Source organism: Lachnoclostridium sp. (assembly GCF_031997925.1).
GTDB lineage: Bacteria > Bacillota > Clostridia > Lachnospirales > Lachnospiraceae > Lachnoclostridium.
Genome location: NZ_DAMADT010000029.1, coordinates 23,299 through 47,655, shown reverse-complemented (window position 1 = coordinate 47,655; position 24,357 = coordinate 23,299). Strand labels below are relative to the sequence as shown.

The 24,357-nt window shown below is 35.4% G+C and carries 16 protein-coding genes and 1 pseudogene; 14 read left to right on the top strand and 3 right to left on the bottom strand.

Translation table 11 applies throughout. The features are described from left to right. Positions 1–63: 63 nt before the first annotated feature. The 6 genes and pseudogenes from RTP52_RS20575 to RTP52_RS15950 form a co-directional block, all read left to right on the top strand. A pseudogene (locus tag RTP52_RS20575) lies at positions 64–147 on the top strand (DUF3502 domain-containing protein); the annotation flags it as partial. A gap of 315 nt (positions 148–462) precedes the next feature. Further along, the gene (locus tag RTP52_RS15970) at positions 463–1,575 is read left to right on the top strand and encodes a phosphotransferase enzyme family protein (RefSeq protein ID WP_312372445.1); all 1,113 of its coding nucleotides are present in this window, start codon (positions 463–465) and stop codon (positions 1,573–1,575) included. A gap of 304 nt (positions 1,576–1,879) precedes the next feature. Next, the gene (locus RTP52_RS15965; RefSeq protein WP_312101703.1) at positions 1,880–2,449 is read left to right on the top strand and encodes a carbohydrate-binding family 9-like protein; all 570 of its coding nucleotides are present in this window, start codon (positions 1,880–1,882) and stop codon (positions 2,447–2,449) included. Between the two features lie 373 nt (positions 2,450–2,822). Next, entirely contained in the window at positions 2,823–3,671 is an 849-nt protein-coding gene (locus tag RTP52_RS15960) for a creatininase family protein (RefSeq protein ID WP_312372444.1), read from the top strand. Between the two features lie 575 nt (positions 3,672–4,246). Continuing rightward, positions 4,247–4,831, top strand: coding sequence for a TetR/AcrR family transcriptional regulator (locus RTP52_RS15955; RefSeq protein ID WP_312101698.1), 585 nt, complete (start codon positions 4,247–4,249; stop codon positions 4,829–4,831). Further along, entirely contained in the window at positions 4,828–5,589 is a 762-nt protein-coding gene (locus RTP52_RS15950; RefSeq protein WP_312101696.1) for a CPBP family intramembrane glutamic endopeptidase, read from the top strand. The genes RTP52_RS15955 and RTP52_RS15950 overlap by 4 nt, the downstream gene beginning before the upstream one ends. Positions 5,590–5,702: 113 nt before the next feature. Here the strand turns inward: RTP52_RS15950 and RTP52_RS15945 are convergent, their stop codons facing one another. Together RTP52_RS15945 and RTP52_RS15940 are read right to left on the bottom strand one after the other, a co-directional pair. Beyond that, entirely contained in the window at positions 5,703–6,479 is a 777-nt protein-coding gene (locus RTP52_RS15945) for an endonuclease/exonuclease/phosphatase family protein (protein ID WP_312101694.1), read from the bottom strand. 39 nt (positions 6,480–6,518) lie between these two features. Then, the gene (locus tag RTP52_RS15940; RefSeq protein WP_312372442.1) at positions 6,519–9,863 is read right to left on the bottom strand and encodes a GH36-type glycosyl hydrolase domain-containing protein; all 3,345 of its coding nucleotides are present in this window, start codon (positions 9,861–9,863) and stop codon (positions 6,519–6,521) included. 329 nt (positions 9,864–10,192) lie between these two features. Between RTP52_RS15940 and RTP52_RS15935 the strand changes: the two genes are divergently transcribed. The 5 genes from RTP52_RS15935 (at position 10,193) to bglX (ending at position 17,320) form a co-directional block, all read left to right on the top strand. Beyond that, positions 10,193–11,125, top strand: coding sequence for an ABC transporter permease (locus RTP52_RS15935; protein WP_312105419.1), 933 nt, complete (start codon positions 10,193–10,195; stop codon positions 11,123–11,125). A gap of 17 nt (positions 11,126–11,142) precedes the next feature. Then, positions 11,143–12,054 carry a carbohydrate ABC transporter permease gene (locus tag RTP52_RS15930; RefSeq protein WP_312372441.1) on the top strand — a complete coding sequence of 304 codons (912 nt, stop codon included), beginning with the start codon at positions 11,143–11,145 and terminating at the stop codon, positions 12,052–12,054. A 69-nt stretch (positions 12,055–12,123) separates the two neighbouring features. Beyond that, the gene (locus RTP52_RS15925) at positions 12,124–13,671 is read left to right on the top strand and encodes an ABC transporter substrate-binding protein (RefSeq protein ID WP_312105425.1); all 1,548 of its coding nucleotides are present in this window, start codon (positions 12,124–12,126) and stop codon (positions 13,669–13,671) included. A 248-nt stretch (positions 13,672–13,919) separates the two neighbouring features. Continuing rightward, a complete protein-coding gene (locus tag RTP52_RS15920) occupies positions 13,920–14,963 on the top strand; it encodes a LacI family DNA-binding transcriptional regulator (protein ID WP_312105428.1) in 1,044 nt (347 codons plus the stop codon). 152 nt (positions 14,964–15,115) lie between these two features. Continuing rightward, positions 15,116–17,320 carry a beta-glucosidase BglX gene (bglX, locus tag RTP52_RS15915; RefSeq protein WP_312372439.1) on the top strand — a complete coding sequence of 735 codons (2,205 nt, stop codon included), beginning with the start codon at positions 15,116–15,118 and terminating at the stop codon, positions 17,318–17,320. Between the two features lie 426 nt (positions 17,321–17,746). Here bglX and RTP52_RS15910 read toward each other — a convergent pair whose 3' ends face one another. After that, complete coding sequence (locus tag RTP52_RS15910) at positions 17,747–18,169, bottom strand: PPC domain-containing DNA-binding protein (protein WP_312105433.1); 423 nt, start codon at positions 18,167–18,169, stop codon at positions 17,747–17,749. Between the two features lie 449 nt (positions 18,170–18,618). Here RTP52_RS15910 and RTP52_RS15905 point away from each other — a divergent pair, with 449 nt between their 5' ends. The 3 genes from RTP52_RS15905 to RTP52_RS15895 all read left to right on the top strand — a co-directional run bounded on the left by RTP52_RS15905 (position 18,619) and on the right by RTP52_RS15895 (position 24,112). Beyond that, the gene (locus RTP52_RS15905) at positions 18,619–19,008 is read left to right on the top strand and encodes a CidA/LrgA family protein (protein WP_312372438.1); all 390 of its coding nucleotides are present in this window, start codon (positions 18,619–18,621) and stop codon (positions 19,006–19,008) included. Further along, the gene (locus RTP52_RS15900; protein WP_312372437.1) at positions 19,009–19,701 is read left to right on the top strand and encodes an LrgB family protein; all 693 of its coding nucleotides are present in this window, start codon (positions 19,009–19,011) and stop codon (positions 19,699–19,701) included. It abuts the gene before it with no gap. A gap of 154 nt (positions 19,702–19,855) precedes the next feature. Further along, positions 19,856–24,112 (top strand): DEAD/DEAH box helicase, encoded by a 4,257-nt coding sequence (locus tag RTP52_RS15895; protein ID WP_312372435.1) that lies wholly within the window; start codon positions 19,856–19,858, stop codon positions 24,110–24,112. Positions 24,113–24,357 lie beyond the last annotated feature (245 nt).

Here is a 24,357-nt window from a genome sequence, read left to right as displayed (position 1 = left end):
TGCGATCAAAGAAGTAACCGGAAAAGATTTGGCTGCGATTCGTTCAGCTTTTTAGATTTTGATACAGAATATGATAAGGCTATTAAAAAATTAAAAGACGCAGGAATTGATGAGTATATCGCAGAAGTACAACGTCAATTTCGATGAGTTCCTCGCAGGAAAAGAGAAATAATTAAAAACATAAGACTCATAATGATAGGTTACAATACTTTCATACCAAAAGTACTGTAACCTATTATATTTTTTGTAATATAGTATAAGAGTACTTGATTTTACAAGTATAATGCGATAGTATATGGCATAAATACAAGATAAAAAGAATGGAATAATTCTATGGATGAGAGGAATGCATTTCGTATTATTATTAAAATCATTCGATTTTAATAAACGCTATGAAAACATTTCAAGAAAAAGGGTTCTATCCCAGACAATTATGGGATTAAATTAGGAGGGAAGGCTACGATGACGAGAGAAGGTTACTGTGCTAGAATAGAAGAAGCTATTCAAGCAATTGATTTTAAAGGTTACTACCTTAATCACAAAATATACGGAAGCGGACATATTAATGATACATTTATAGTCGAATTTCAACAAGGCGATTCTAAGGTTAAGTATATCCTTCAACGTTTGAATCACGAAATTTTTAAGAACCCTGAACAATTGATGGAAAACATATGGGGAGTTACTTCATTTTTAAAAGAAGTAATCCGTAAAAACAATGGTGATGTTAACCGGGAAACTGTGAACATAGTTAGTACAAAGGATGGCAAAAAGTTTTACATAGACAGCTTCGGAGCTTATTGGAGAGCATATCAATATATAGATGATGCAATCTGCTTTGACAAGGTGGAAAAGCCGGATGATTTTTATCAAAGCGCAGTAGCTTTTGGACGTTTTCAAAATCTTTTGGCTAAGTATGATGCAGACAGTTTGTATGAAACAATTCCTGATTTTCATAATACACCAGCCCGTTTTAAATCATTTCAAGAAGCAATTGCAAAGGATACATACGATCGTGTAAAAAATGTACAGGATGAGATAAATTTCTTGATTGCAAGAGAACAAGATATGAAGGTATGTATGGATATGCTCAGTAAAGGTGAACTTCCGCTACGTGTAACACATAATGATACCAAATTAAATAACATATTGATAGATAAGACAACGGGAAAAGGAATCTGTGTCCTTGATTTAGATACCGTAATGCCCGGTCTCTCCATCAATGATTTTGGTGATTCGATAAGATTTGGAGCAAACACTGCAGCAGAGGATGAGACTGACTTATCCAAGGTATCAATTGATTTGGAGCTGTTTGAGTTATATACCAAAGGCTACCTTGAAGGCTGCAATGGCAGCTTGATACATAAAGAAATGGAGATGCTTCCAATGGGAGCGAAACTCATGACACTGGAATGTGGAATGAGATTCTTAACCGATTATTTACAAGGTGATACTTATTTTAGAATTCACAGAGAAAATCACAATTTGGATCGTTGCAGAACACAGTTAAAGTTAGTAGAGGATATGGAACGTAATTGGGATCAGATGAATCAGATTGTTAAGAAATACATGTAGAGAAAACTTAACTTATTGATAAAAGTGTCAAAAGGAGATATCATTAATGGGACATATGGATAGGAGGGAACTATGGCAATATTAGTAACGGGTGGAGCCGGAGTCTCTACGATATTGCAACCTTCTATGCTGATCCTGCTCTGCGAAAGAGGAGATTGGTTGGAATGCTAAAAGAGATTTGGAAGAAATGTGTGAAGATGCCTTTAGATGGCAGATTAATAATCCGAATGGGTACGAATAAAAATCATAATAGAAAAGAGGGATTACCATATACCAGGTAAAAATAATCAAAGAGTTAGAACAATTGAAGGAATGCCCAGTGTGTTATATCGACCATTTTCAATGGACGAAAGGGTATAGAGTGGAGGCATTTGCACAGATTGCATTACTAGATAATTATGGGCTCGTTGTTTCTATGACAGCAGTGGAACAAAACCCTCTACGAAGGTTTACCGAGGATGAAGATCCGGTATATCAGGATAGTGGTCTCGAGATATTTATTAATTTCGGACCGGATAATCAGAAATTCGAATATCTTAACTTTGAAATGAATGCAAATGGTGCAATGCTCAGCCATTGTGGTACCATCAAAAATAGAAGAAAGATATCTGATGTTACATCTTATCATGCGATATGTAAGGCTGAGTTGAATGATAATGATTGGAACATATTGCTTAAAATTCCGATGGAATTGATTTGTACTTTTAATGAGGGCAGACCTTTAAAGCAAGGTGATAAATTTGCCTTCAATTGCTATAAAATTAGTGAGGACCCAAGCATAGAACATTATGCAAGTTACTCCCCTATTCAAAACCCTGTGCCTAATTTTCATTTACCACAGTTTTTTGCGGAAGCTACCATTGTGGATTGTTAATTTAAAAGAGGATATACGTATTCCGATTTGTTCGGTCAATACATATATCCTCTTTTTTAAAACACCTGCTATTGGATTACTTCAATGATACTGTTTTTTGAGAGTCTGACTTAGGTTAGGTTGTATTAGTTAATAGTGGATAGTAGGGTGCTTCTTTAATTGACAAGGAATAATAATCAATCTAAAAATATTATAAATGTTGCAACAAAGCATCTTCACGATAGATGCTTTGTAAAATTGGTGGATGGAAAAAGATAAAAGCAAGGTTCCTTTATTTATATATATTATACCATAAATTAGGATAAAATTAAAGTCTTACAATTTTTGTATAATTCCTGTAAAATAACTCTATTAAAATATGGGGGGAAATAAAATGGGATATTCGATTTTTGAAAAGACTATGGCGGACATGACATGGCAGGAGGTTGAAAAGGCATCTAAAGAAAATCAAATTGTATTATTTCCTCTTGGAGTCATTGAAGAACATGGACCGCATCTGCCGCTAGGAACTGACTCTTACTGGAGTTATGCTTCTTGCAAATGTATATTAGAAGAATTAAATAATAAAGGAGAGCGGGCGTTGATTGTTCCACCATATTATTGGGGAATTAACCATTGTACAGGTGGATTCCCAGGAACTTTTTCGGTGAGACCAGAGACTATGATGGCCGTTCTAATGGATATTTTTAAAAATCTTCATGATTGGGGGTTTCATAATATTTTCTGTAATAACTGTCATGGTGATGTAATACATATAAGGGCAATTTTAGACGCAATCAAAACTGGCAGAAATGAATTGGGTTTAAATATCCGTATATTAGTAGATTTTTATGATTTAAGCAGAATAGGATTAAAGGGAGATGAGGACTTTATTTTGGTCTTAAATCCTGAGTATCCCGAAGAGTTTTATGCTGGAATGGATAAATCGGAGATCGGTTTATTTGACATTCATGCGGGTGGATACGAGACTGCATTCATAAAGCATTATTTTAGCGAATTGGTAAATGAGGAGGTTGCGAAAAATCTTAAATCCACATCGTTAACAAATAAGGAACTTGAACAATGGGGAAGAGGTGGTGAAGCCACGCGAACTCTGGTGCCATTAGGATATGCAGGTAATCCCGCTGGGTACAAAAATATTGTAAATTTAGATTGCATCGAGAAATTTAAGGTTGAATATACCGTAAAACGAATCATGGAATCATTAAATGGTAAAGCATAATCTCTTTTTACAGTACAAATTAAAGTATAAGGTCATATTAGTTTACGACGCAGAACTAACACTTAATTATGCAAATGAAGTAAATTTGATTAGAAATGTTAAAGAAAAACCACGATTGTAAAAATTATTCATAACAGTGTTTTCTTTGAGGGCAGCACAGGTAGCATTAGACAATTTAATGTTTTTGATGGTTTAACGACAAGATTTTAAAGAAAATTATGACTGATTCGTAGGAGAAAGAAGATTTTCTTGAATTTTGCTATAAATATGATAGTAATCCTTATGTTTGTGGTATGGGAAAAGATAATTTATTGGTGTGTTGGGATTTAGAAAATAAATGAATTAATGGAAATCATATCAGCACAGATTTATTATATGTGATGAATGAAAAAGTCATATTAAAGAAGACGAAATTAAATTTCACTGTAATATATAATTGGCATCCTATCATATAAGTGATAGGGTGCTTTTCAGGTATTCCCTCTTATAAGTTCCGATTGACAATATACATTTTTTACCTTATAATGAGTAACGATTGTTAGGTAACGTTAGCTACTTTAGAAGGAGAGGATTTTATGCCACCGAAAATTAAGGTTACAGAAGAAGAAATTATGAACGTAGCGATTCGCATGGTTAGGGAGAAAGGGATGGATTCCTTAAACGCTCGTGATTTAGCAAAGGAAATAGGATGTTCCGTGCATCCTATATTTCGAACATATAATTCAATGGAAGGGCTTAAGACTGCAGTTTATGAGATGGCTGAGAATATTTATAATGAGCGCATGATGAGTGCAGGAGAAAATTCAGAGGATGGCTTTCTTAATATGGGTCTTGCATATATTGATTTTGCTAAGAATGAGAAGAATCTATTCAAGTTACTATTTATGTCGGATGTGTTTCGAGAACAAAGCATAATGGATATTGCAGGAAATACAGAAGGAGATGATAAAGTCATAGAAATGTTATGTCAAATAACTGGGTTAAGCATAAATGCAGCAAAAGAGCTGTATACAGGAATATGGCTTACGACTCATGGGATTGCAGCTATGTTTGCAACTAATAACTGCAAATTTAATGATAAAGAAAATCGAAGATTACTAAACAATTCCTTTATGGGATTAATGTTAAAATTGAAAAATGAGGGGGAATATAACATATGAAAGAATCTTTTTATCAGAAACATCCATACTTTTCTGCAATTTTAATTGGATTACTTTGTACATTTATTACAGCGCTTGGAACAGCAGTTCCACAAATAATATGGTTAGATACCAATGTACAAATTGTAGTAACTACGGTTTTCCTCATAATTTCAATAGCAATTGGTATTATTATCATGAGAAAAACTCGATTTACGCTTTCTGATTATGGATTTCAATTAAGTAAAAAAGATACAAATCATAAAGTATGGTGGTATATACCGTTATTGGCTGTAGAAATACTCCCAATAGTTATCGCGGGTTTTAGTTCAGAGGTTTCAGTATTACAATATTTTATTTTATTATTTTTTACAGTTGCGGTTGGTTTTAATGAGGAAATTTATTTTAGAGGACTTGCACTGAAATTTATGGAAGAGAAGGGAAGAAAGAATGCCATTATTTGGACTTCTGTCGTATTTGGAGCTCTTCATCTTGCAAATATTTTTAATGGAAAAAGTCCATTATATCTTGTATTACAGTTATTTTTTGCATTCTTAGTAGGATTTGTACTTGCTGAAATTGTAAGTATTACAAGAAGTCTATGGATAGTTATTATCTGGCATGCGGCACATGATTATATCTCGAGTATTACAGGTGATGCACTTGATAAAACAGCATTGATTATTCTTGCTATACAAGTAGGTGTACTTTCGATTTATGCTATATGCTTGTGGAAAACTATTAATACTGGCGATACATCAAAGACTACTAAAAAATAACATTGCGAGAATTTTTGATTTTGCTGTGCAGAAGAAAACAAACCCGATTCTGACAATCAGAATCGGGTTTGTTTTCTTGCAACTTTTTTTAAGTTTGTACGTAATCTAACCGTTTATACCTCTTCCAGTACCACACTAACCGGATAATGGTCAGAAAGATAAACTTCATTCTCACAATCCTTCCATAATTCACGAGTGCAGCATTTTAATCCGGAGGATACCACGATATAATCTATCTTTTCCGCTGGCTGCATTCTTCCAAAATCATGGAAAGTTCCCTCCATACCTGATGTTAGGTCTCTTAAAAATCCACTATTTTCAATTAACCTAATTTCCTCAGAGTCAGGATATCCGTTGAAATCTCCTGTTAAAATCAATTCTACCTGGCCAAAGCCCGCCTGTTTCTTTTGCTCTGCAACCCCACTCATGTGTTTTAGTAATTGCTGCATTCCTAGAACTCTAGCTTCGCTGCCTTCATGATCCAAATGAGTATTTAGGACATAATATAACTTTTCTGTTTCTAAGTCCTGTAAAAAAACTTCAGTTACTGATCTTGGGCACATGCTTTGCTTTTCATACCTAGTTCCTGGTACATCAGGAGTCAATGATAACCAAAATGTATTCATTGATATTAACTGATATTTCTCCTTTTTAATAGCAACGGTATTTTGTTCACCTTTTAAATCCTTCTCTCTACCACAACCAAGAATATAATAATCCTCTAAATTCTCTTTTAACCAATTTACAACATGCGGTAATGCTTCTTGGAAACAAACAATATCTGCATTTTCTTTTTTTAATTTTGGTAATATTAATTCCTTTCTATATTGAAAGTTATTATTACCATCCTGATTATAATCACAACGGATATTAAATGTTACAACTTTCATATGTTCATCCTCCACTTTAGCAATTGTCATATAGAAATATTAGTTTTTAACATAAATATGAAAATTATTATCGTTCATAGCAGCAGATAAGAAAACATCTTTTGCAATCTGAATACCACCGTCTCTGTAGATATTGTTTAAGTTGTCTCCAGACAGTTCGTTTTGATTGGATTTTACACAAATATGTTTATCCATTGTGTCATCGATATGATAGGTAAAGAAAACTGTCTTTCCAAAGCAAGTAAATTGAAGCGTTACTCCATCTAATTCTTTTGTTATAACAGGATCGATGTGGATGCAATTATCACTGAAACGAATTCCTAGCAAATCTGAAATGACCCTTCGAATATAGATACCAGGACCGCTGGAATAGAGTCTCCAACCACCTTTTACATTAATATCTCCGGTTCTTAATTTATCAAAGTTTTTGGCATATTCATAACGATCATCAAAGCATCCTTCAGAGCTACTAAAGTAAACATTACTTTGCCTTGTCAGTGCGTTTGGTACATAATTTGTCAATAAGATCGGATTGATACGCATTAATGCGTCCCATGCTTTTTCACCTAGTCCCATAGTTGCCAAAGCTTCTATATAGCGAATGTGTGCATGCACGTACTGTAGGCTGATTTCTCTACCAACATTTGCAGCTTGTTCTGCTCGTAAGAATATTTTACTGGTTCCACCGTTATAACTAGCAGGATGGTCCATTAAGCGAACACCATCCGGACATGCCAAATGTTCATCTATAATTTCTAAGTTACGAGCTGCCAACTTAGGATCAGCCAATTGTGCTATAATACTTCTGGTTAGCGGTAGAAGTCGATAGCGGATGGAGGATTCCGTATCATCTGGATGCAACATATATTTCATATGTTCCTCGGATTCTCTATAAAGAAAACCTGCAATAACTCCATCTTTTATCAAATACTGATAGAAGGAAGTTCTGATATCTTCTACCATATGAGTTAATTCATCTGTAAAAGTAAGATCGATTCCCTTGACAGCATTGCTAAGAAGTTCTAGGGTCTGTCCAGCCAGTGCTTGTGTCCAGGCACTTACTAGATTATCTTTTAACTTACTATTGGCCGGTTGTAAGGTATCATCCCAGTCCCCACCAGCGTAGGAAATTAGCGCGGTACCGGATAGATATCGATTCTTAATTGTAGTGACAGCACGCTTAATATGAGTTAATATTGTTTCTGGCTGATTGGTAGGCAAAGCTTCTTTCGCCGTACGGTAATCTACAAGCTCATTAAGAATGGATGCGTCTCCGGTTGCCTGTATATAATCGCTGACAGCTTTCAATGGCCAAAAAACAACATCCCCATGACAATCTTCTTGATGCATAGGATAATTATCAAACATAAACCATTGAGGCCACTCAAATACTCCCTCTATCTGATGGGAGAATAGAGTTAATAGAATGTGTCGTGCAAGTTGAAAATGTCCTGTAGCTAAGAAAAATTCAATCGGACCTTGGCATACATCTCGTGTACCCCATGCTGCGCCACCAGATTGTTCAAGACCATGTGGAGAAGCGAAATGGATTAAGGCATCATGAGCATACCAATGTATAATTGCATTTAACTTTTCAGCGGAAAGAGGAATCATACCATTTGAAGCACTTAATCTAAAATCACAAATCAAATGATCATAGTAATTACGATAAGCCTCCATTTGCTCTTTATAATCATACTGCTCTAAAAACGGAACTACATTTCCTGTATCGAAGCCTTGCATAACAATATCAAAGCCAGACGATTGAGGTATTTCGATTGATAACAAAGATGGATTGACCGTCGTATTATTTTGAAAGAAGATGCGATCGTCTGATACAGTACTGTTCTCTGGTATTCTCATTCTAAACGAAAGCTCAGGATAAAAATCATTTGTAATAACAGGTGCGTCTGGGTAAAACTGTAGTACATTACCCTCTCTCGTCATTCTAATTTCATGTTCATACTCATTCGGTCCTACTGTGAGTTGATGAGTAACTATATAATCATAGTTTTTATCTCCGAGAGATTGAACTTTTAGTACAATTTCTGGTCGATCATACATTACAAAGGAGGTTATCATTAAAACATCCTCATCTAACTGATAATACCAGGTACTGCCCGCAACATTCATCTCATAGGCAGCTGGTAGGGTAAGCTGTCTATAGCAATCACCAATTTTTACAAAGATTCTTTGGCCGCTATCTTTTTGAGTATTTAGTAAACCTCTGTGATTGGATAGTAGTTTATTATAAGTTGTATTTCCTACTACAAACTGGCAGTTAAATGCGCCATACATATAGTTTGTAGAACTTACCACACCTTGAGGAACCTTAGTTACATCAAAATTTGTCATAAGAATATGTCCCTGCGGACGTTCTACCACCAATTCTTTTTCTTGTAGTACAACATGACTTTTATCTGGTGTGAAAAAGGAAAGTAAGGATTCATCCTTTTTTTCTTCAAGCAGTCTCTCTGGGAAATAATGTTCTACCTGTTCAGTATTCCAATGAGAAGAAGCGTAAGGATCTCCTAGGTTACAAAGTGCAGGAACATTAACAGGCAAGAAATTTCCGGTCTCATGGTAAGCATAGGCTTTTTCTAATTCCTGTATGTATTCAATTTCACAGATTACTTCTGGATGGTTAACTTTGCAAATACCATAAAAAGAGAATTGCTTTGTTCCGGAGAGTGAAAAGACTTCAGTTTGAAGGGCAGTATGAGCTAACTCAAACTGTTTATTTTTACTTGGAAGATTCCCGTACAATGCTTCAGGGATATTTGTTTTTTTATAAGAAAGACCAAAAAATTGTGTGCCATCGGTGGAATAAGCAATGGAACGTATACCAAGGCTACCTTGTTGGAGGTATGGGAAAAATTTGTCTTGAGCCATGTTTTGTCTGGAACAAATAACATACCCGTAATCCCCTTGAAAAACACTATGGCCTAAGTATTGCGCTAAATACAATTCATTGGAATTAACACTTCCCTTTAAACCGATGCCAATATCTTGGGAATAAATGATATCAGCTTTATGGCAATTTCCAGAAAGAGATATGTCCCAAAACCAAATACCGTATGGGGTTAGACGAAAAGTAACGGTATAGTTAATATCCTCTGCTACACCTTCAAAAATAAGTGTGGAAGCACCGGATTTTATAGTGCTTTTGGAATGCATCCCAATTAAAGGATAGAAAGCGATGGAATTTTCTTTGTATATTCGAAGATACAAATTATTGGTGGAACCATCCAATGTGGTAGCTCGAAAAGCATTAATCATAATGGATTCATGGATCCATTCGAAGTTGTCTCCTCCAGGTAAAAAAGTAAATGTGCTATTACCATTTTTTAAGATGATTGGAGCAGACAATGTTTTTAGTATCATATAGTTACCTCCTTCATAAAACAAGTGGAAACATTTCCAATTCACAAGAAGTATACAAGAATGAGTTTTAGATGTCAAGAAAAATAGTAAATATCAATAAATGTCGAAGGATATAAAAGGAAATATGATTATGGGGCAAATAATGGATAAAAGGATCGTTTGGATAAATTGCACAAATAAAAATATTATATATTGACATAATTGACATATTGACAAAAAATATGGAATGAATTATTATAAACATATCAAAACAGAAGGAAACGTTTCCAATCATTCGAACATTAATCTTATTTCCTAGTTTTGATAATAAAAAGATTGGAGGAACAAAATTGAAAGTAAAGCGGGGGTTCCAAGCATTTGGAAAAGAAATGCGTAAAAATTGGGTCATGTTTCTTATGCTTCTTCCGGCAATCGTTTATTTTATTATTTTTTCTTACATTACGATGCCCGGAGCATATGTTGCTTTCGTCAATTATAATCCCAACAAAGGAATTTTTGGTAGTGATTTTGTGGGATTTAAAAATTTTGAGTTTTTAATAAAGAATGGTGATCTTTGGAGAATTACAAAAAATACGTTATTGTACAATATAGTATTTTTGATATTAAGCCATTCGCTACAGATTATATTGGCAATTATGTTGTCTGAAATAATGAATAAATATTTTAAGAAATTTTCTCAATCTGTAATCTTACTTCCTCATTTTATTTCCTATGTGGTAGTCGGAGTTTTTGCATATAACTTATTTAATTTCGATAACGGTTTTATTAACACTGTATTAGTAAATCTAGGTATGGAGCGTTATTCCTTTTATTCTAATCCTGGGATATGGAAATACATAATCGTCTTTTTCTATATTTGGAAGACAACAGGATATGGAATGATTGTATATTTAGCAGCTATCACAGGAATTAGCACCGAGGTTTATGAAGCTGCTTATATTGATGGTGCTAGTCGTATACAAAGAATTTGTTATGTAACGATTCCTCTCTTAAAACAGACCTTTATCTTGTTATTATTATTTGGTCTTGGAGGCATTTTACGAGGATCCTTTGACTTATTTTATAACCTTATTGGTACCAATTCACTCCTTTATCATCAGACGGATATTATTGATACTTATGTATATCGTAGTTTAATTGGTTCTTTCAATTTTGCATCCAGTGCTGCAGTTGGACTATACCAATCCGTGTTTGGCTTAATCTTAGTTCTTACCATTAATTTGATAGTTAAAAAAATTGAGCCAGAGAGTGCATTATTTTAAACAGAAGGAGGTAGAAAATGAAGAAAAATCACCAGGGTGGAAGTTCCATAAAAATGAGCAAAGGGAATAGAGCGTTATCAATTATATGTTATGTGGTAATTGGAATTTTCGCATTATTATGTCTTTTCCCGTTTGTTTTAATGATTTCCTCTTCCTTTATGACAGAAAGAGAGATTGTAGCAGAAGGTTATAAGCTATTTCCTAAAGAATTGAGCCTTGCCGCTTATAAATACTTATTAGACAACCCTAAAAAGTTAATTGATGCCTATAAAGTAACAATATTTACTACAATAGTTGGAACAGTGCTTGGGTTATTCACAATGTCTATGGCAGGTTATGTTCTTAATAGAAAGGATTTTAAATATCGAAATTTCTTTTCCTTTTTTATCTATTTCACCACACTATTTAGTGAAGGTCTCGTACCTGCCTATATATTGAATGTAAGATATCTGCATTTAAAAGATAGTATTTGGGCGATGATAATCCCAGGACTAATTAGTGCTTGGTCCATATTTTTGATGAGAAATTTCATGAAGTCCATACCAGATGAATTATATGAATCTGCTAACATGGATGGTGCAGGAGCTTTTACTATCTATAGAAAAGTATTTATGCCACTTGCTATTCCTTCTTTAGCAACAGTTGGGCTTTTCCTTGCGCTAGGTTATTGGAATCAATGGTATAGTGCTAGTTTATATATTGATACCCCATCCAAATATCCTTTACAGTATTATTTACAAAAGATGATTAATCAAACAAGTATTGAAGCGTTAACCAGTCAAGGTCATTTTATTGATGTTAATACCATTCCAACGCAATCTGTTAAGATGGCAACTGCAGTATTAACAACGGGACCAATTATCTTATTATACCCTTTTGTTCAGAGATATTTTGTAAGCGGACTTACGATAGGCTCTGTAAAAGGATGATTGTTTCAAAATGATATTATAGGCTTTACTTTTTAGTAGAAGACCTATAAAATAAAAGGAGGAAAAACTATGAAAATGAAAAAAGTTATGCGCAGTATCTTAAGCCTCATTATGGTGAGCGTTCTCTTAGCGGGATGCAGCAAAGGGGCAAAAACGGATTCATCAGGGAATAAGTCGAATGGGGAAGACGACTTATCAGAACATGTAAATCTTGTTATGTATCTGTATGGTTCCGCTGGTGTAGCAAACGGGGATATTTTAGAAGAGATTAATCGTAAACTGACAAAAGATATCAATACTTCCATTGAAATTAAGTACATAGATTGGGGTGATATTGGAACCAAGTATCCGCTAATCTGGGCTTCCAATGAATCTTTTGATATGGCTTATGCTTCCATCAATACAGCGGTACCATTCTATACATTGGCAAAACAAGGATCTTTATATGATATCACTAATGTTTTAGATAAGTATGCTCCAACATTAAAATCCAAAGTGCCAGAAGCAAGCTGGGCAGCAACAACCTCTGATGGTAAAATCTACGGTGTTCCAACCCTTGGAGCAGGTTATAGCAATACTGGTTTTGTCTACAATAAAGCGAATTGTGAAAAATGGGGTATTAAAGAAGTTACCGATTTACAATCTATGATTGCTTATTTTGATGCTTCTGTTGCTCATGGCATCTATCCTATCAATGGTAATGCAGAAGTTTCTATGGACTTTTATAAAATGCTAATAGATACCACAGGAAACTGGGTACCTGCTCCTGGTATATCTACCAGTGAAATGCATTTTGTAACTCGTGATTATAAAGACTTTAAGGATGTTATACACCCAGCATTTACGGATGAATTTGCACAATTTGTGACAATGATTGATGAGTGGGAACAAAAAGGATATTGGCCAAAGGATATTCTATCTGCTTCCACCGGTGATAAAGATATGTATAAGAATGGTCAGTCTTCCTCCTACATCACACACATGGGAGATTGGACAGGAAACTATACCGGCGTTCATGGTAATTTACCAGACCAGGATATTGCCGCATGGTATTTCGCAGAAGATCATAACAAAGTAATGCAAAGTTCACCAGCACAGGATATAACCGTTATTAATGCAAATTCGAAACATCCTGAAAGATGTGTTATGGTAATTGAAAAGTTCTTAACTGATAAATCTTATTATAGTTTATTGCAGTATGGTATTGAGGGACGTCAATATGAAATTAAAGATGGTTTCCTTGAAAAACCAGCTAATTTCAATGAAGCTGTAGACGCAGGAGGATTTTCTGCTTGGGCATTTAGTAACTCAGAATTTAAACTTCCTCGTAGAACAGAGCATCCTAGCCGTTACGAAAAATCCAAAGAGTGGAGTGAGAAACATCTTAGTGACCCTTATACAGGATTTAGCTTTGATTCCTCCAACGTTAGCACTGAACTTTCAGCGATATCTAACGTTAACTCAACCATTGGTATACAGCTTATGTTAGGTAAGACAGACGATGTAGCAGCTGCTATTGAAGAATACAGAAACCAGCTAAAACAAGCAGGTATTGATAAGGTTTTGGACGAATTAAAAAATCAATTAGCATCCTTTACGCCTATTATAAATAACTAATAAAAAGGCTGCTGTAGGAATACGGCAGCCTTTTTTATAAATTATATTTTAAAACAAAAAGCATGTTTTGACGGAACAAAAAACTTACCTTTTTATTAGAAATATGGAAATCAATTTCTGATAAATTATATTTATTGAAACAAAAAGCATGTTTCAATAATCAGATTGACGGTGCAAAAACGTACCTTTTTATCTGGATTTTGGAAATCAACTTCTGATAAATTATACTATGATAGTGGAGGTTCATGATGGCAAATATCAATATTAAGGATATAGCAAGATTATCGGGTGTGGGTATTGCAACTGTTTCTCGAGTTATTAATCAGACAGGATCAGTTAGCGAAAAAACAAAAAAGAAAGTAATGGATGTAATTAATGAATACAATTACATTCCGAATAATAATGCCCGAAATCTAAAGTTAACGCAGTCTGAAAATATTGCGCTGATTGTCAAATACATGTCCAATCCATTTTTTATTAAAATGATTGATGTCATAGAAATTGAGATGGCATCAAGAGGTTATCCGCTTCTCATTCAAAACGTTGATGAAAACTCTGATGAGCTTGATATTGCAATAAGCGAAACAATGCATAGCAATTTATGTGGAATTATCATTATGGGGGGATCTTACTCTTCCTATACCGAGGCAAAATTTAAGCAACTTGGAATTCCTTGTGTTCTACTTACTGTAAACTCAGAGGGAAATGTGGATCCATCCCTCTATTCCAGTGTAATTATTGATGATGAAAAAGAAGCTTACAAAGCAACAAAATATTTAATTGAAATGGGACATACCGATATTGGATTTTTATACAAAGATGTGGGTAATCTGGTTACTCCAAACATCTTACGTTATCGAGGATATAAAAGAGCGCTGGAGGAGAGTGGAATCCCAGTAGATGAAAGTTTAGTTTCTAACGGAGTTCCAGTAAGTGGGGCCGGATTTCGCGCTGGATTTTTGGCAATGAAACAATTGATGCAAAAAAATCCTTCCATGACAGCTGTTTTTGCCTTTTCGGATGTATTAGCGATTGGTGCTGCCAAGGCTGCGTTAGCAAGTGGTAAAAGAATTCCAGAAGATATTTCAATTATTGGATTTGACGGAATAGAAATGACAGAGTTTTATAATCCATCTTTGGATTCTGTGTACCAACCTGCGGTAGAGATGGCTTTATCTGCGGTATCTATGCTTCACGGAATGATGAATGGAGACAATTCACAGCATATGGTATATGACTCTGTAATTATGAAGCGAGGTTCTGTTAGAAAGATTCAAAAGACCCAAGAATGATGTGTGAAAAGAAGTTCTAGGGCACCTCAATACGGTGCCGAAGAACTTCTAAGTTTCACACAGAAGTTTGTGCTTACGTAATCCTCGGCACAAACTTCTAACTACTGTAATAGATAATAGACATAATGATGTTTGACAGAAAGGAACGTACAATGGATCAACAAAAGTTAAAAGAATTATTACAGGATATGAGCCTTCCAGAAAAAATTAATCAACTGTTACAAGTTACCAGTGGTTTTTTTATAGATGATGTAGAACTTACAGGGCCGATCAGAGAAAATGGAATAACAGAGCAAAGTATTGCTCAGGCAGGATCTGTTATTGGATTATTAGGTGCAAAAAAATACAAAGAGATACAGGATGCTTACATAAAAAAACATCCTCATAATATTCCATTGTTGCTAATGTTAGATGTTATCAATGGATTTCGTACCATATTCCCTATTCCATTAGCACAAGGAGCTACTTTTGAACCGGAAGTATCAAAACGATGCGCTCAGATAGCAGCAAAAGAATCTGCTGTTTCTGGTGTTCATGTCACATTTGCTCCAATGGTCGATTTAGTTCGTGATGCTAGATGGGGAAGAGTAATGGAGTCTACCGGTGAAGATGCAAAGTTAAACAGTGACTTTGCCATCGCAATGGTGGAGGGATTCCAAGGCACAAACGTTGGTGAAGAATATAAAATAGCAGCTTGTGTAAAGCATTTTGCTGCATATGGAGCTCCTACCGCAGGTAGGGATTATAATACGGTGGAACTTTCTGAAAATACACTGAGAGGTTATTATCTTCCAGCTTATGAAGCAGCGGTGAAGGCTGGAGTAGAAATGGTGATGACATCATTTAATACGTTAAACGGAATTCCTTCTACTGGTAATCAATGGCTTATGAGAAATGTGCTTCGAGATGAAATGGGATTTGATGGTGTTCTAATCTCAGATTGGGCTGCTATTGAAGAGCTTCTATACCATGGTTATGCCAATGACCGAAAGGAAGCTGCAGGACTTGCTATGAATGCTGGTGTTGACATCGATATGATGACGGGTATCTATAGCAAAAATCTTGAATCTTTAATCGAAGATGGTACGGTGAAAGAGGAGTTATTAGATGAAGCAGTTCTAAGAATATTAGCCTTAAAAAATAAATTGGGATTATTTGAAAATCCATATAAAGATGCAGATGAGGAAAAAGAGAAAGAAATTATACTATGTGAAGAGCATAGAAAAGTTTCTTTGGAAGCCGCAGAAAAATCTTTTGTTCTATTAAAAAATGATGGAATTTTACCTTTGAAAAAGAAAGAGAAGATAGCATTTATTGGACCATTTGTTTCTGAAAAAGAAATCTATGGAGTTTGGTCTATGTTAGGAAGACCAGAAGACACAGTATCAATAGAAGAAGCTGCAGATAAGATTAGAATGGACTATGAGTTTACCTTTGCAAAGGGCTGTAACATACTCGGAGATGAGGATAGTGATTTAATTCCGAATCAACATGTGCAGGAGATGAGTAAAGAAGACGAAGAGAGAATGTTACAAGAGGCAGTCGAAGCTGCAAAGAATGCAGATAAGATTGTGTTAGCACTTGGAGAACATCGTCGTATGTCCGGAGAGGCTGCAAGTCGATCTGACTTAACGTTACCGAAAGTTCAATATAAACTATTAGATGCTATTTATGAAGTAAATCCGAATATTGCAGTACTTATTTTCACAGGAAGACCTTTGGATTTAAGAGAAGTATCAGAAAAGTCGAAAGCTATTTTAAATGTCTGGTTACCTGGTACCGAAGGCGGTACTGCGATTTTAAATACTCTTATCGGCAAGGTAAGTCCTAGCGGAAAACTACCTATGAGTTTTCCTTATTGTGTAGGTCAGGTACCAGTGCATTACAATGAGTATTTTACCGGCAGACCTTATGATCCAAAAACCGGTGGAAAAGAGTATCGATCCAATTACAGGGATATTCCAAATGCACCTCTTTATTCGTTTGGCTATGGACTAAGCTATGCAAAGTTCCAATATGATGAACTTAAGCTAAGTAAGGACAGTATGTCGAATGGAGAAACAATAGAAGCATATGTTACTCTTAAAAACGTTGGGGAATATGCCGGAACAGAAACAGTTCAGCTCTACATCAGAGATTGTGTCGGAAGTGTAGTACGTCCTAGAAAAGAACTGAAAGGTTATCAGAAAATCATGTTACAGCCGGGTGAAGCTAAGAAGGTTACCTTTGAGATTACAGAAGAGATGTTACGATTCTGTAAGGCTGATTCATCCTTCGGCAGTGAAAAAGGTGAATTTCATGTATTCCTTGGTACGGATAGTAGCACAGAAGAGTTTGTATCTTTCAATTTAAATTAAAGAGTAGAAATAGATACGAAATTCTTACTCATAATTAAATTAAGTTTTTGAATTCTAAAGAAAAAGAAACTTTCGCAGAATAAAGCTGAAATACCAATATTCATTATAGAATTGTGATATAAAAATGCGACTTGTTTTGAACTTAAAAATAGACCATATAAAATAGACACTAAGAAAAATGAGCATTATGAATCAATTCTCTAAAAACTCTATTTTATAAGGTCTATTTTTGTTATCATATTTTCAGTATAGTATGGGCACAAACAGATTTACTGAAGAACAAATGTCTTTTTTCCTTAAAGAAAAAACATAAATTCTTTTTCTATAGGAATAAAGCTAAAGAAGTCCTTTTTCTAAAGGAAATAAAACTAAAGAACCCCTTTTTCTATAGAAATAAAGCTTGGAAATAGATTAATTATAAATACATTATATAAACTTTAATAAATTAAGCCCGATTTCTTCGCTAAATTCACGTTCAACAACACCATCGATAACAGTTAAAACTAATTCCCCAGTTCCGCTGATAATGGCTTCATTTAGATGTCCGCCATATACATTTCCGTTTTCATCTGACACACTGATATGAAAGTGAGTATAAATCTCTCCTTTCATAGTGGTAATAGTACCACTAATCGAAACGATTTCAAAATCGCCTTCAAAGGTATAACTTTTATAAGCTTTATTAGTCGTATCAAAAATTCCTGCTGTGACTTTCCCGCATGCACCAAGCCCGCTTAAAGTAGCAAGTTTAATCTGCTCTGTTTTTGCTAATTCTTTTAATTTAGTAACAATATCTTCTCCACGATCCAATCGAATTACATAATGGTTTTGAAATCTACGATAGTCCATAAAATACCCTCCTCCTTTTATTAAAATTTCAGTTTCCTAAGAGTTACTCTGTCGCATTAATTATACATGATTAAGAAATCTATTGCATTAGTTTATTGGAATATCTTATTTCTTTAGAAGGAATCTGATTAACATCCACTAATAGGCATTAGGCACATACCTTGTCTTTTTGGCTTATGACTTGATAAGTTAGAAAAGAAGAACTATTTGAGAGGTTGGGAGTATTCTTGTAAGCATACAGATAAAAAGATAGATGAAAAACGATTGTAAAGAAAATAGATGAAGAAATGATTGTATAAAAAGATAGATGAAGAAATGATTGTATAAAATGATTGACAGATAAAAATTGTAGGAGTAATATTCAATAATAATTGGTAGTACCAATTTAAATTCTGTTACTTCTTTTGAAGTTACATAGAAACATTTATACAAAGGAATGGAGAAAAGTTATGAAGTATATAAGGCAGTTTGGTATTATTTTAGCGGTAACATTTGTTGGAGAGGTGCTAAAATATTATATCCCGTTACCAATACCTGCGAGTATTTATGGGTTAGTTATTATGTTAGGTCTAATGATGACAAAAGTAGTACCAGTAAAATCTGTGAAAGATGCTGGTAACTTCTTAATCGAAATTATGTCACTCATGTTTATTCCAGCGGGTGTCGGATTAATGATTTCATGGAATGTAATTAGTGAAATATGGTTGCCATTGGTGCTTATTATTATCATAACCACGGTAGTAGTAATGGTAGTGACAGGTAGAATTACACAAAGAGTCATATTGCATGATAATAAAAAAGATAAAAAACGTGTGGAATCGAAAGAAGAGGTAAGATAAATGAAAGAATTCATTGGAAATTCTATTTTTTTTGGAGTTGGAATTAGCCTGTTGGGTTATGAAATTGGACTAATAGTAAAAAAGAAGTGGAAATTAGCAATCTTTAATCCGTTACTCATCTCGATTATGTTTGTAATTGGGGTACTTTCGATATGTAATATACGTTATGAAACATATGAGGAGGGAGCAAAATATCTAAGCTATCTCTTAACACCTGCAACCGTTTGTCTTGCCATTCCTTTATACGAACAAATAGAGTTACTAAAGCAGCATAAAAAGGCTATTTTTATTGGAATTATATCAGGGGTAGTAACAAGTCTATTCAGTGTACTTGTATTATGCTATCTATTTCAATTTACACATGAGCAATATGTAACGCTACTTCCTAAGTCAATCACAACTGCGATTGGTATGGACATTTCAAAGGAGCTAGGAGGAATTGTAACTATAACAGTAGCAGTGATCATAATTACTGGAGTACTTGGAAATATGATTGCTGATACGGTATGTAAAGTATTTCGTATTACACATCCTGTCGCTAAGGGGATTGCTATCGGTACCTCAGCTCATGTAGTTGGAACGGCAAAGGCTTTAGAGATGGGAGAAATTGAAGGGGCGATGAGTAGTCTTTCTATTGCGGTAGCTGGTCTATTAACAGTGATAGGGGCCTCCTTCTTTGCGAATTTTATGTAAATATGAAACAGAATGCCATAGAAAGATAGTGGAAGGGCTAATAAATTCATCTTAAATATTTTACAATTAATGGAGCCTATGTTATTATTTGATTAAGGGAAGGCAGTACTCCTTTTGTTTGTAATTTCGGCCTTATTAGGAGGTAATATTTCGGATGAATATAGATTCTATGGAAATGTTTGATTCGGCTACAAAAAGTTGGTTTAAGCAAACACTTGGTGAACCAACGATTGTACAGAAAGAAGCGTGGAGAAGTATAGCAGACGGATTTGATACACTGGTATCTGCACCAACAGGTACTGGTAAGACTCTGTCTGCTTTTTTAGTATATATTGACCAGTTGATGCGGTTAGCAAGAGAAGATAAATTAAATGAAGAGCTTTATGTAATTTATGTATCACCATTAAAATCTCTTGCAGGTGATATTAGGGAGAATTTAAAAAAACCCCTAAATGGTATTTTAGGAGAGATAATCAAACAAGAAAAAGAGGAGGTATTAGGAGAGGGCAAGGAAACTGATTTTAAAGAAGATAAGTTAATAACCCAGCTAGAAAATCAGTTGGCGAATAAACCAACGAATCAAGAAATGAAAGGAAATTACCCATGTAAGTTAACGTCAGTAATTCCTAGTATTTCAATTGCTCTACGTACCGGAGATACTACATCAGCAGAACGTAGACAGATGATTAAGCATCCTCCACATATACTAATAACAACACCAGAATCTTTATATTTACTTCTTACCAGTAAATCAGGGCAGGGGATCTTAAAAACAGCGAAGGCTGTTATTATTGATGAGCTACATGCTCTTATCGATTCTAAACGTGGTGCACATCTTATGCTATCGATAGCCAGACTTGATCACTTATGTGGAAGAGCACTACAGCGTATTGGATTATCTGCAACGATTGAACCGCTTGAACTGGCTGCAAATTATTTATCACCAGGGCCAGCAAAGATTGTTGCTCCTGAGATGATAAAAAAAGTAAAGTTTATTATAACCAGCCCATTGTCTGAAGAAGTGGGGATAAGGAAGACTCCTGTTTGGGAAGAGATTGCAGCGATTATCTATGATTCCAGCCGTAAGGCTCGTAGTGTCATTGCCTTTGTGGAAGGTAGACGATATGCAGAAAAACTTGCGCACTATGTGAATCAACTTGGTGGTGATGGATTTGCGAGAACTCATCATGGTAGTTTATCAAAGGAGCAAAGATTTGAAGTAGAACAATCCCTAAGAGATGGAAAACTACGACTTCTATGTGCAACTTCTTCCATGGAGCTTGGAATTGATGTTGGCGAAATTGATGAAGTATTTCAAATAGGGTGTCCAATGACAATTTCAAGTACGATGCAGAGGTTAGGACGTGCAGGACATAATCCGAATCGGGTGAGTGTGATGCAAATGTTTCCGAGGGCACCAATTGAGGGGCTTTATTGTGGGCTCACTGCTGAGGTTGCAAGACAAGGTAAGGTAGAGTATGCGAAACCACCTAGGATGTGCTTGGATGTTCTTTCGCAACACCTCGTTTCCATGGCGACGGGAGACGGATATGAGGTACATGAGGTATTAGAAATTTTATCACGTGCCTATCCATTCCTAGAGGTAACCATCGAGGATATTCATGATGTTTTAAAAATGTTAGCAGGTGACTATGAGCATGAAAGGGAGATACCTGTCAGACCAAGAGTTCTTTACGATAGAATTCATGATAGAGTAGAAGGAGATCCTTATAGCAGGATGTTGGCTGTTTCAGCAGGAGGAACGATACCGGACAAAGGGTTATATCAGGTGAAAAGCGAAGAAGGCGTAAAATTAGGAGAACTTGATGAAGAATTTGTATATGAATCAAGGGTTGGTGAGAAGTTTTTGCTTGGAACCTTTGGCTGGAAGATTGTTCATATACAAAAAGATGCGGTAATCGTAGCGCCTGCTTCCACAGGAAGTGCAAAACTTCCCTTCTGGAAAGGTGAAAAAAAAGGAAGAGGTCTTAAAACAGGTTTGGCTTTTGGTGAACTACTTCGAAAACTTTCCCGTGCAAATGAAGCGGATCGTTTATTAGAGGAGTTAAAAGAATTTGGATTAGATCAAGCTGCAGCCACAGGTGCAAGTGAGTTTATAAAACGTCAGATTAAGGTAACAGGTTGCCTTCCGAATGATAAAATAATTCTCGTTGAACATTTTAAAGACGAAACTGGTAATTATCAGATGATGGTACATTCGGTATTTGGAAAAGAAGTAAATGAGCCACTTGCTATATTAATTCAAGAAGCTGCAAGTAGGTCATTACAAAGAGTAATTAACTATGTGGTGGATGATGATGGTTTTTTACTTTTTCCGTATGATGGACAACCTTTACCGGAGGGTTTGCTTTCTATCATATCACCTACTACATTGCGAGGAGTGCTTGAGGCTAGATTAATTGCAACACCACTTTTTCAGATAAACTTTCGCTATAATATGGGAAGAGCAATGATGTTAGGAGTTCGAAAAGCTGGAAGGCAACCATTATGGGTTCAGCGTATGCGGTGCGCTCAGATGCTGGATTCCATATTGTCCTATCAAAATCATCCAATCATTCGAGAGACGAAACGAGAATGTTTAGAGGATATCTGGGATTTGCCTGGGCTTATGTATGTGGTCCATGGAATTTTATCGAATACACTTTCAGTAAGGGAGATGTATCTAGAACTACCTTCCCCTATGTCTCTACCATTTAGGCGTCAGACAGAAGGATCTATGATGTATGATTATGCTCCATCCACGATGGGAATTCTAGACGCATCAAGAAAAGCTTTAGAGCAGGCGAATAATCTACAACCAGAACAAAAGATGATAGAAGAAGTTTCAAGAAGAGTAAGTTTACCTGAGAATGAACAAGAACTCCATAGTCTTTTAATGATGGAGGGAGATATTATTGCAGGGGAACTTGAGGTGCCAATTGACTGGTTATTAAGTTTAGTGAACGACGGGCGAGTTCGTTATATTGAGCCAGGGTTATGGATTGCAACTGAACAGCTAGAATTATATGAAGAGGCGCTCATTCAAAACGAAGAACAAGCTTGTCAGAAGATTCTGAGACGAGCAGTCAGGTATCGTGGTGGGCAGACTGCGGAGCAGCTTAGGGAACGTTATTATTTACCGGAAGACATTATCAATGCGAATATTTCGACACTATGTGATCAGGGAGCTATTATTAAGCAAGGAGAATATTATTATCATACGACTCTTTATGAGAAGGCATTAAAGCTTACGGTATTTGAACGAAGAGAACAGATTAATACTCTACCAAGAGAGCGATTTGCAGCGCTTCTGGCAGGAAAGACTAACACTATAGGAACACCAAGGGAGCAACTTAGCAAAGTAATGGAACAGTTAGTTGGTCTCGTATTCCAACCTTCTCTATTAGAAACTGTTTTGCTTCCTGCAAGAGTTGCTAAATACAGATCAGATATATTGGATACCCTGCTTTCTCAAGGTAACTATCAATATCGAGTAAGAAAAGAAGGGATAAGTTTTCATTATAGTGAGGATGTTGATTGGGAGGCAACCATTCCTACACCCGAACTTCCTTTAGAGGAAACGGAGCAAATACTCTATGAAGCCTTACAAAAAAGAGGTGCTAGTTTCTTAAATAGTCTTACTTCACAACTTTTTGGAAAATCTCCATATGAATCGATACTTTCTTTACTAGAGAAAGGACTTGTTTGTGCTGATAGTTTTGTACCCGTTCGAATGTGGCAAAATAGCGAGAAACTAAAGAAGGGTAATGTTAGACAATTAGTGAATGCAAGATTTATGGTTATGTCATCTGGAAGGTTTGAAGTAACCAGACCACTGAAAGATAGGACGATTGAAGAAAAGTTAGAGCGGTTGTTTGACCAAGTTGTTATTATATGCAGAGAGACTGTTAGAGGAGTCTCTTGGGCAGAAGCATTAAAGGAACTTAGCGTATGGGAATATACGAAAAGGGCGAGAAGAGGGTATTTTGTAGAAGGGCTCTCAGGAATACAATTTATTCGTGAAAAAGACTTTATATCCACTATGTATGCACTAGAGCACCCTAAAAAAGAAGTCGTTTGGTTATCCGCGATGGACCCATATCAAATCTGGGGAAAATACTTTCCATATGAGAAAGAGCGTTCCTTTGTTCAAGTTGCAGGTACCGTAGTTGCATTATCAGGTGGAGTACCAATTGCGGTGTTTGAGCGTCAAGGGAAAACGCTGAAGGTATTTGATTTTGAGGAACTAAAAGATGCTTTGGAACTATTCGTACTAGACTATGAACGAAAATGTATTTACCCGAATTGCAACAGATTAATTATTAAGGATTATCCAAAAGAAGCAGAAGAAGCACTATCTATGATTGGATTTAAGAAGGAAATTACAGATTATGTTTTATATCGAAAGTAAAGATAGCCACAATCGAAACAGTGAAATGTTTCCGATTGTGGTTTTTTCTTTGTTCATCTTTATACTATCTTAATCTCTAGGAATATTACCCTTACACTATCTTAAAACAAATAATGATATGATTGATGAGAAAAAGACCAGGGGATACGAAATAAAGTTGTCGACCGTTAAAAATTTACTAAGGATAATAAAAGCTGCCATGATTTTATGGGTGGACACTAATGGGATAAAAACATTGGATTACG

What these genes read in the sequence shown, in the direction of transcription:
- RTP52_RS15970 (WP_312372445.1), top strand. Translation starts at nt 463, where the DNA reads ATGACGAGAGAAGGTTACTGTGCTAGAATAGAAGAAGCTATTCAAGCA.
- RTP52_RS15960 (WP_312372444.1), top strand. Translation starts at nt 2,823, where the DNA reads ATGGGATATTCGATTTTTGAAAAGACTATGGCGGACATGACATGGCAG.
- RTP52_RS15955 (WP_312101698.1), top strand. Translation starts at nt 4,247, where the DNA reads ATGCCACCGAAAATTAAGGTTACAGAAGAAGAAATTATGAACGTAGCG.
- RTP52_RS15950 (WP_312101696.1), top strand. Translation starts at nt 4,828, where the DNA reads ATGAAAGAATCTTTTTATCAGAAACATCCATACTTTTCTGCAATTTTA.
- RTP52_RS15945 (WP_312101694.1), bottom strand. Translation starts at nt 6,479, where the DNA reads ATGAAAGTTGTAACATTTAATATCCGTTGTGATTATAATCAGGATGGT.
- RTP52_RS15940 (WP_312372442.1), bottom strand. Translation starts at nt 9,863, where the DNA reads ATGATACTAAAAACATTGTCTGCTCCAATCATCTTAAAAAATGGTAAT.
- RTP52_RS15930 (WP_312372441.1), top strand. Translation starts at nt 11,143, where the DNA reads ATGAAGAAAAATCACCAGGGTGGAAGTTCCATAAAAATGAGCAAAGGG.
- RTP52_RS15925 (WP_312105425.1), top strand. Translation starts at nt 12,124, where the DNA reads ATGAAAATGAAAAAAGTTATGCGCAGTATCTTAAGCCTCATTATGGTG.
- RTP52_RS15920 (WP_312105428.1), top strand. Translation starts at nt 13,920, where the DNA reads ATGGCAAATATCAATATTAAGGATATAGCAAGATTATCGGGTGTGGGT.
- bglX (WP_312372439.1), top strand. Translation starts at nt 15,116, where the DNA reads ATGGATCAACAAAAGTTAAAAGAATTATTACAGGATATGAGCCTTCCA.
- RTP52_RS15910 (WP_312105433.1), bottom strand. Translation starts at nt 18,169, where the DNA reads ATGGACTATCGTAGATTTCAAAACCATTATGTAATTCGATTGGATCGT.
- RTP52_RS15905 (WP_312372438.1), top strand. Translation starts at nt 18,619, where the DNA reads ATGAAGTATATAAGGCAGTTTGGTATTATTTTAGCGGTAACATTTGTT.
- RTP52_RS15900 (WP_312372437.1), top strand. Translation starts at nt 19,009, where the DNA reads ATGAAAGAATTCATTGGAAATTCTATTTTTTTTGGAGTTGGAATTAGC.
- RTP52_RS15895 (WP_312372435.1), top strand. Translation starts at nt 19,856, where the DNA reads ATGAATATAGATTCTATGGAAATGTTTGATTCGGCTACAAAAAGTTGG.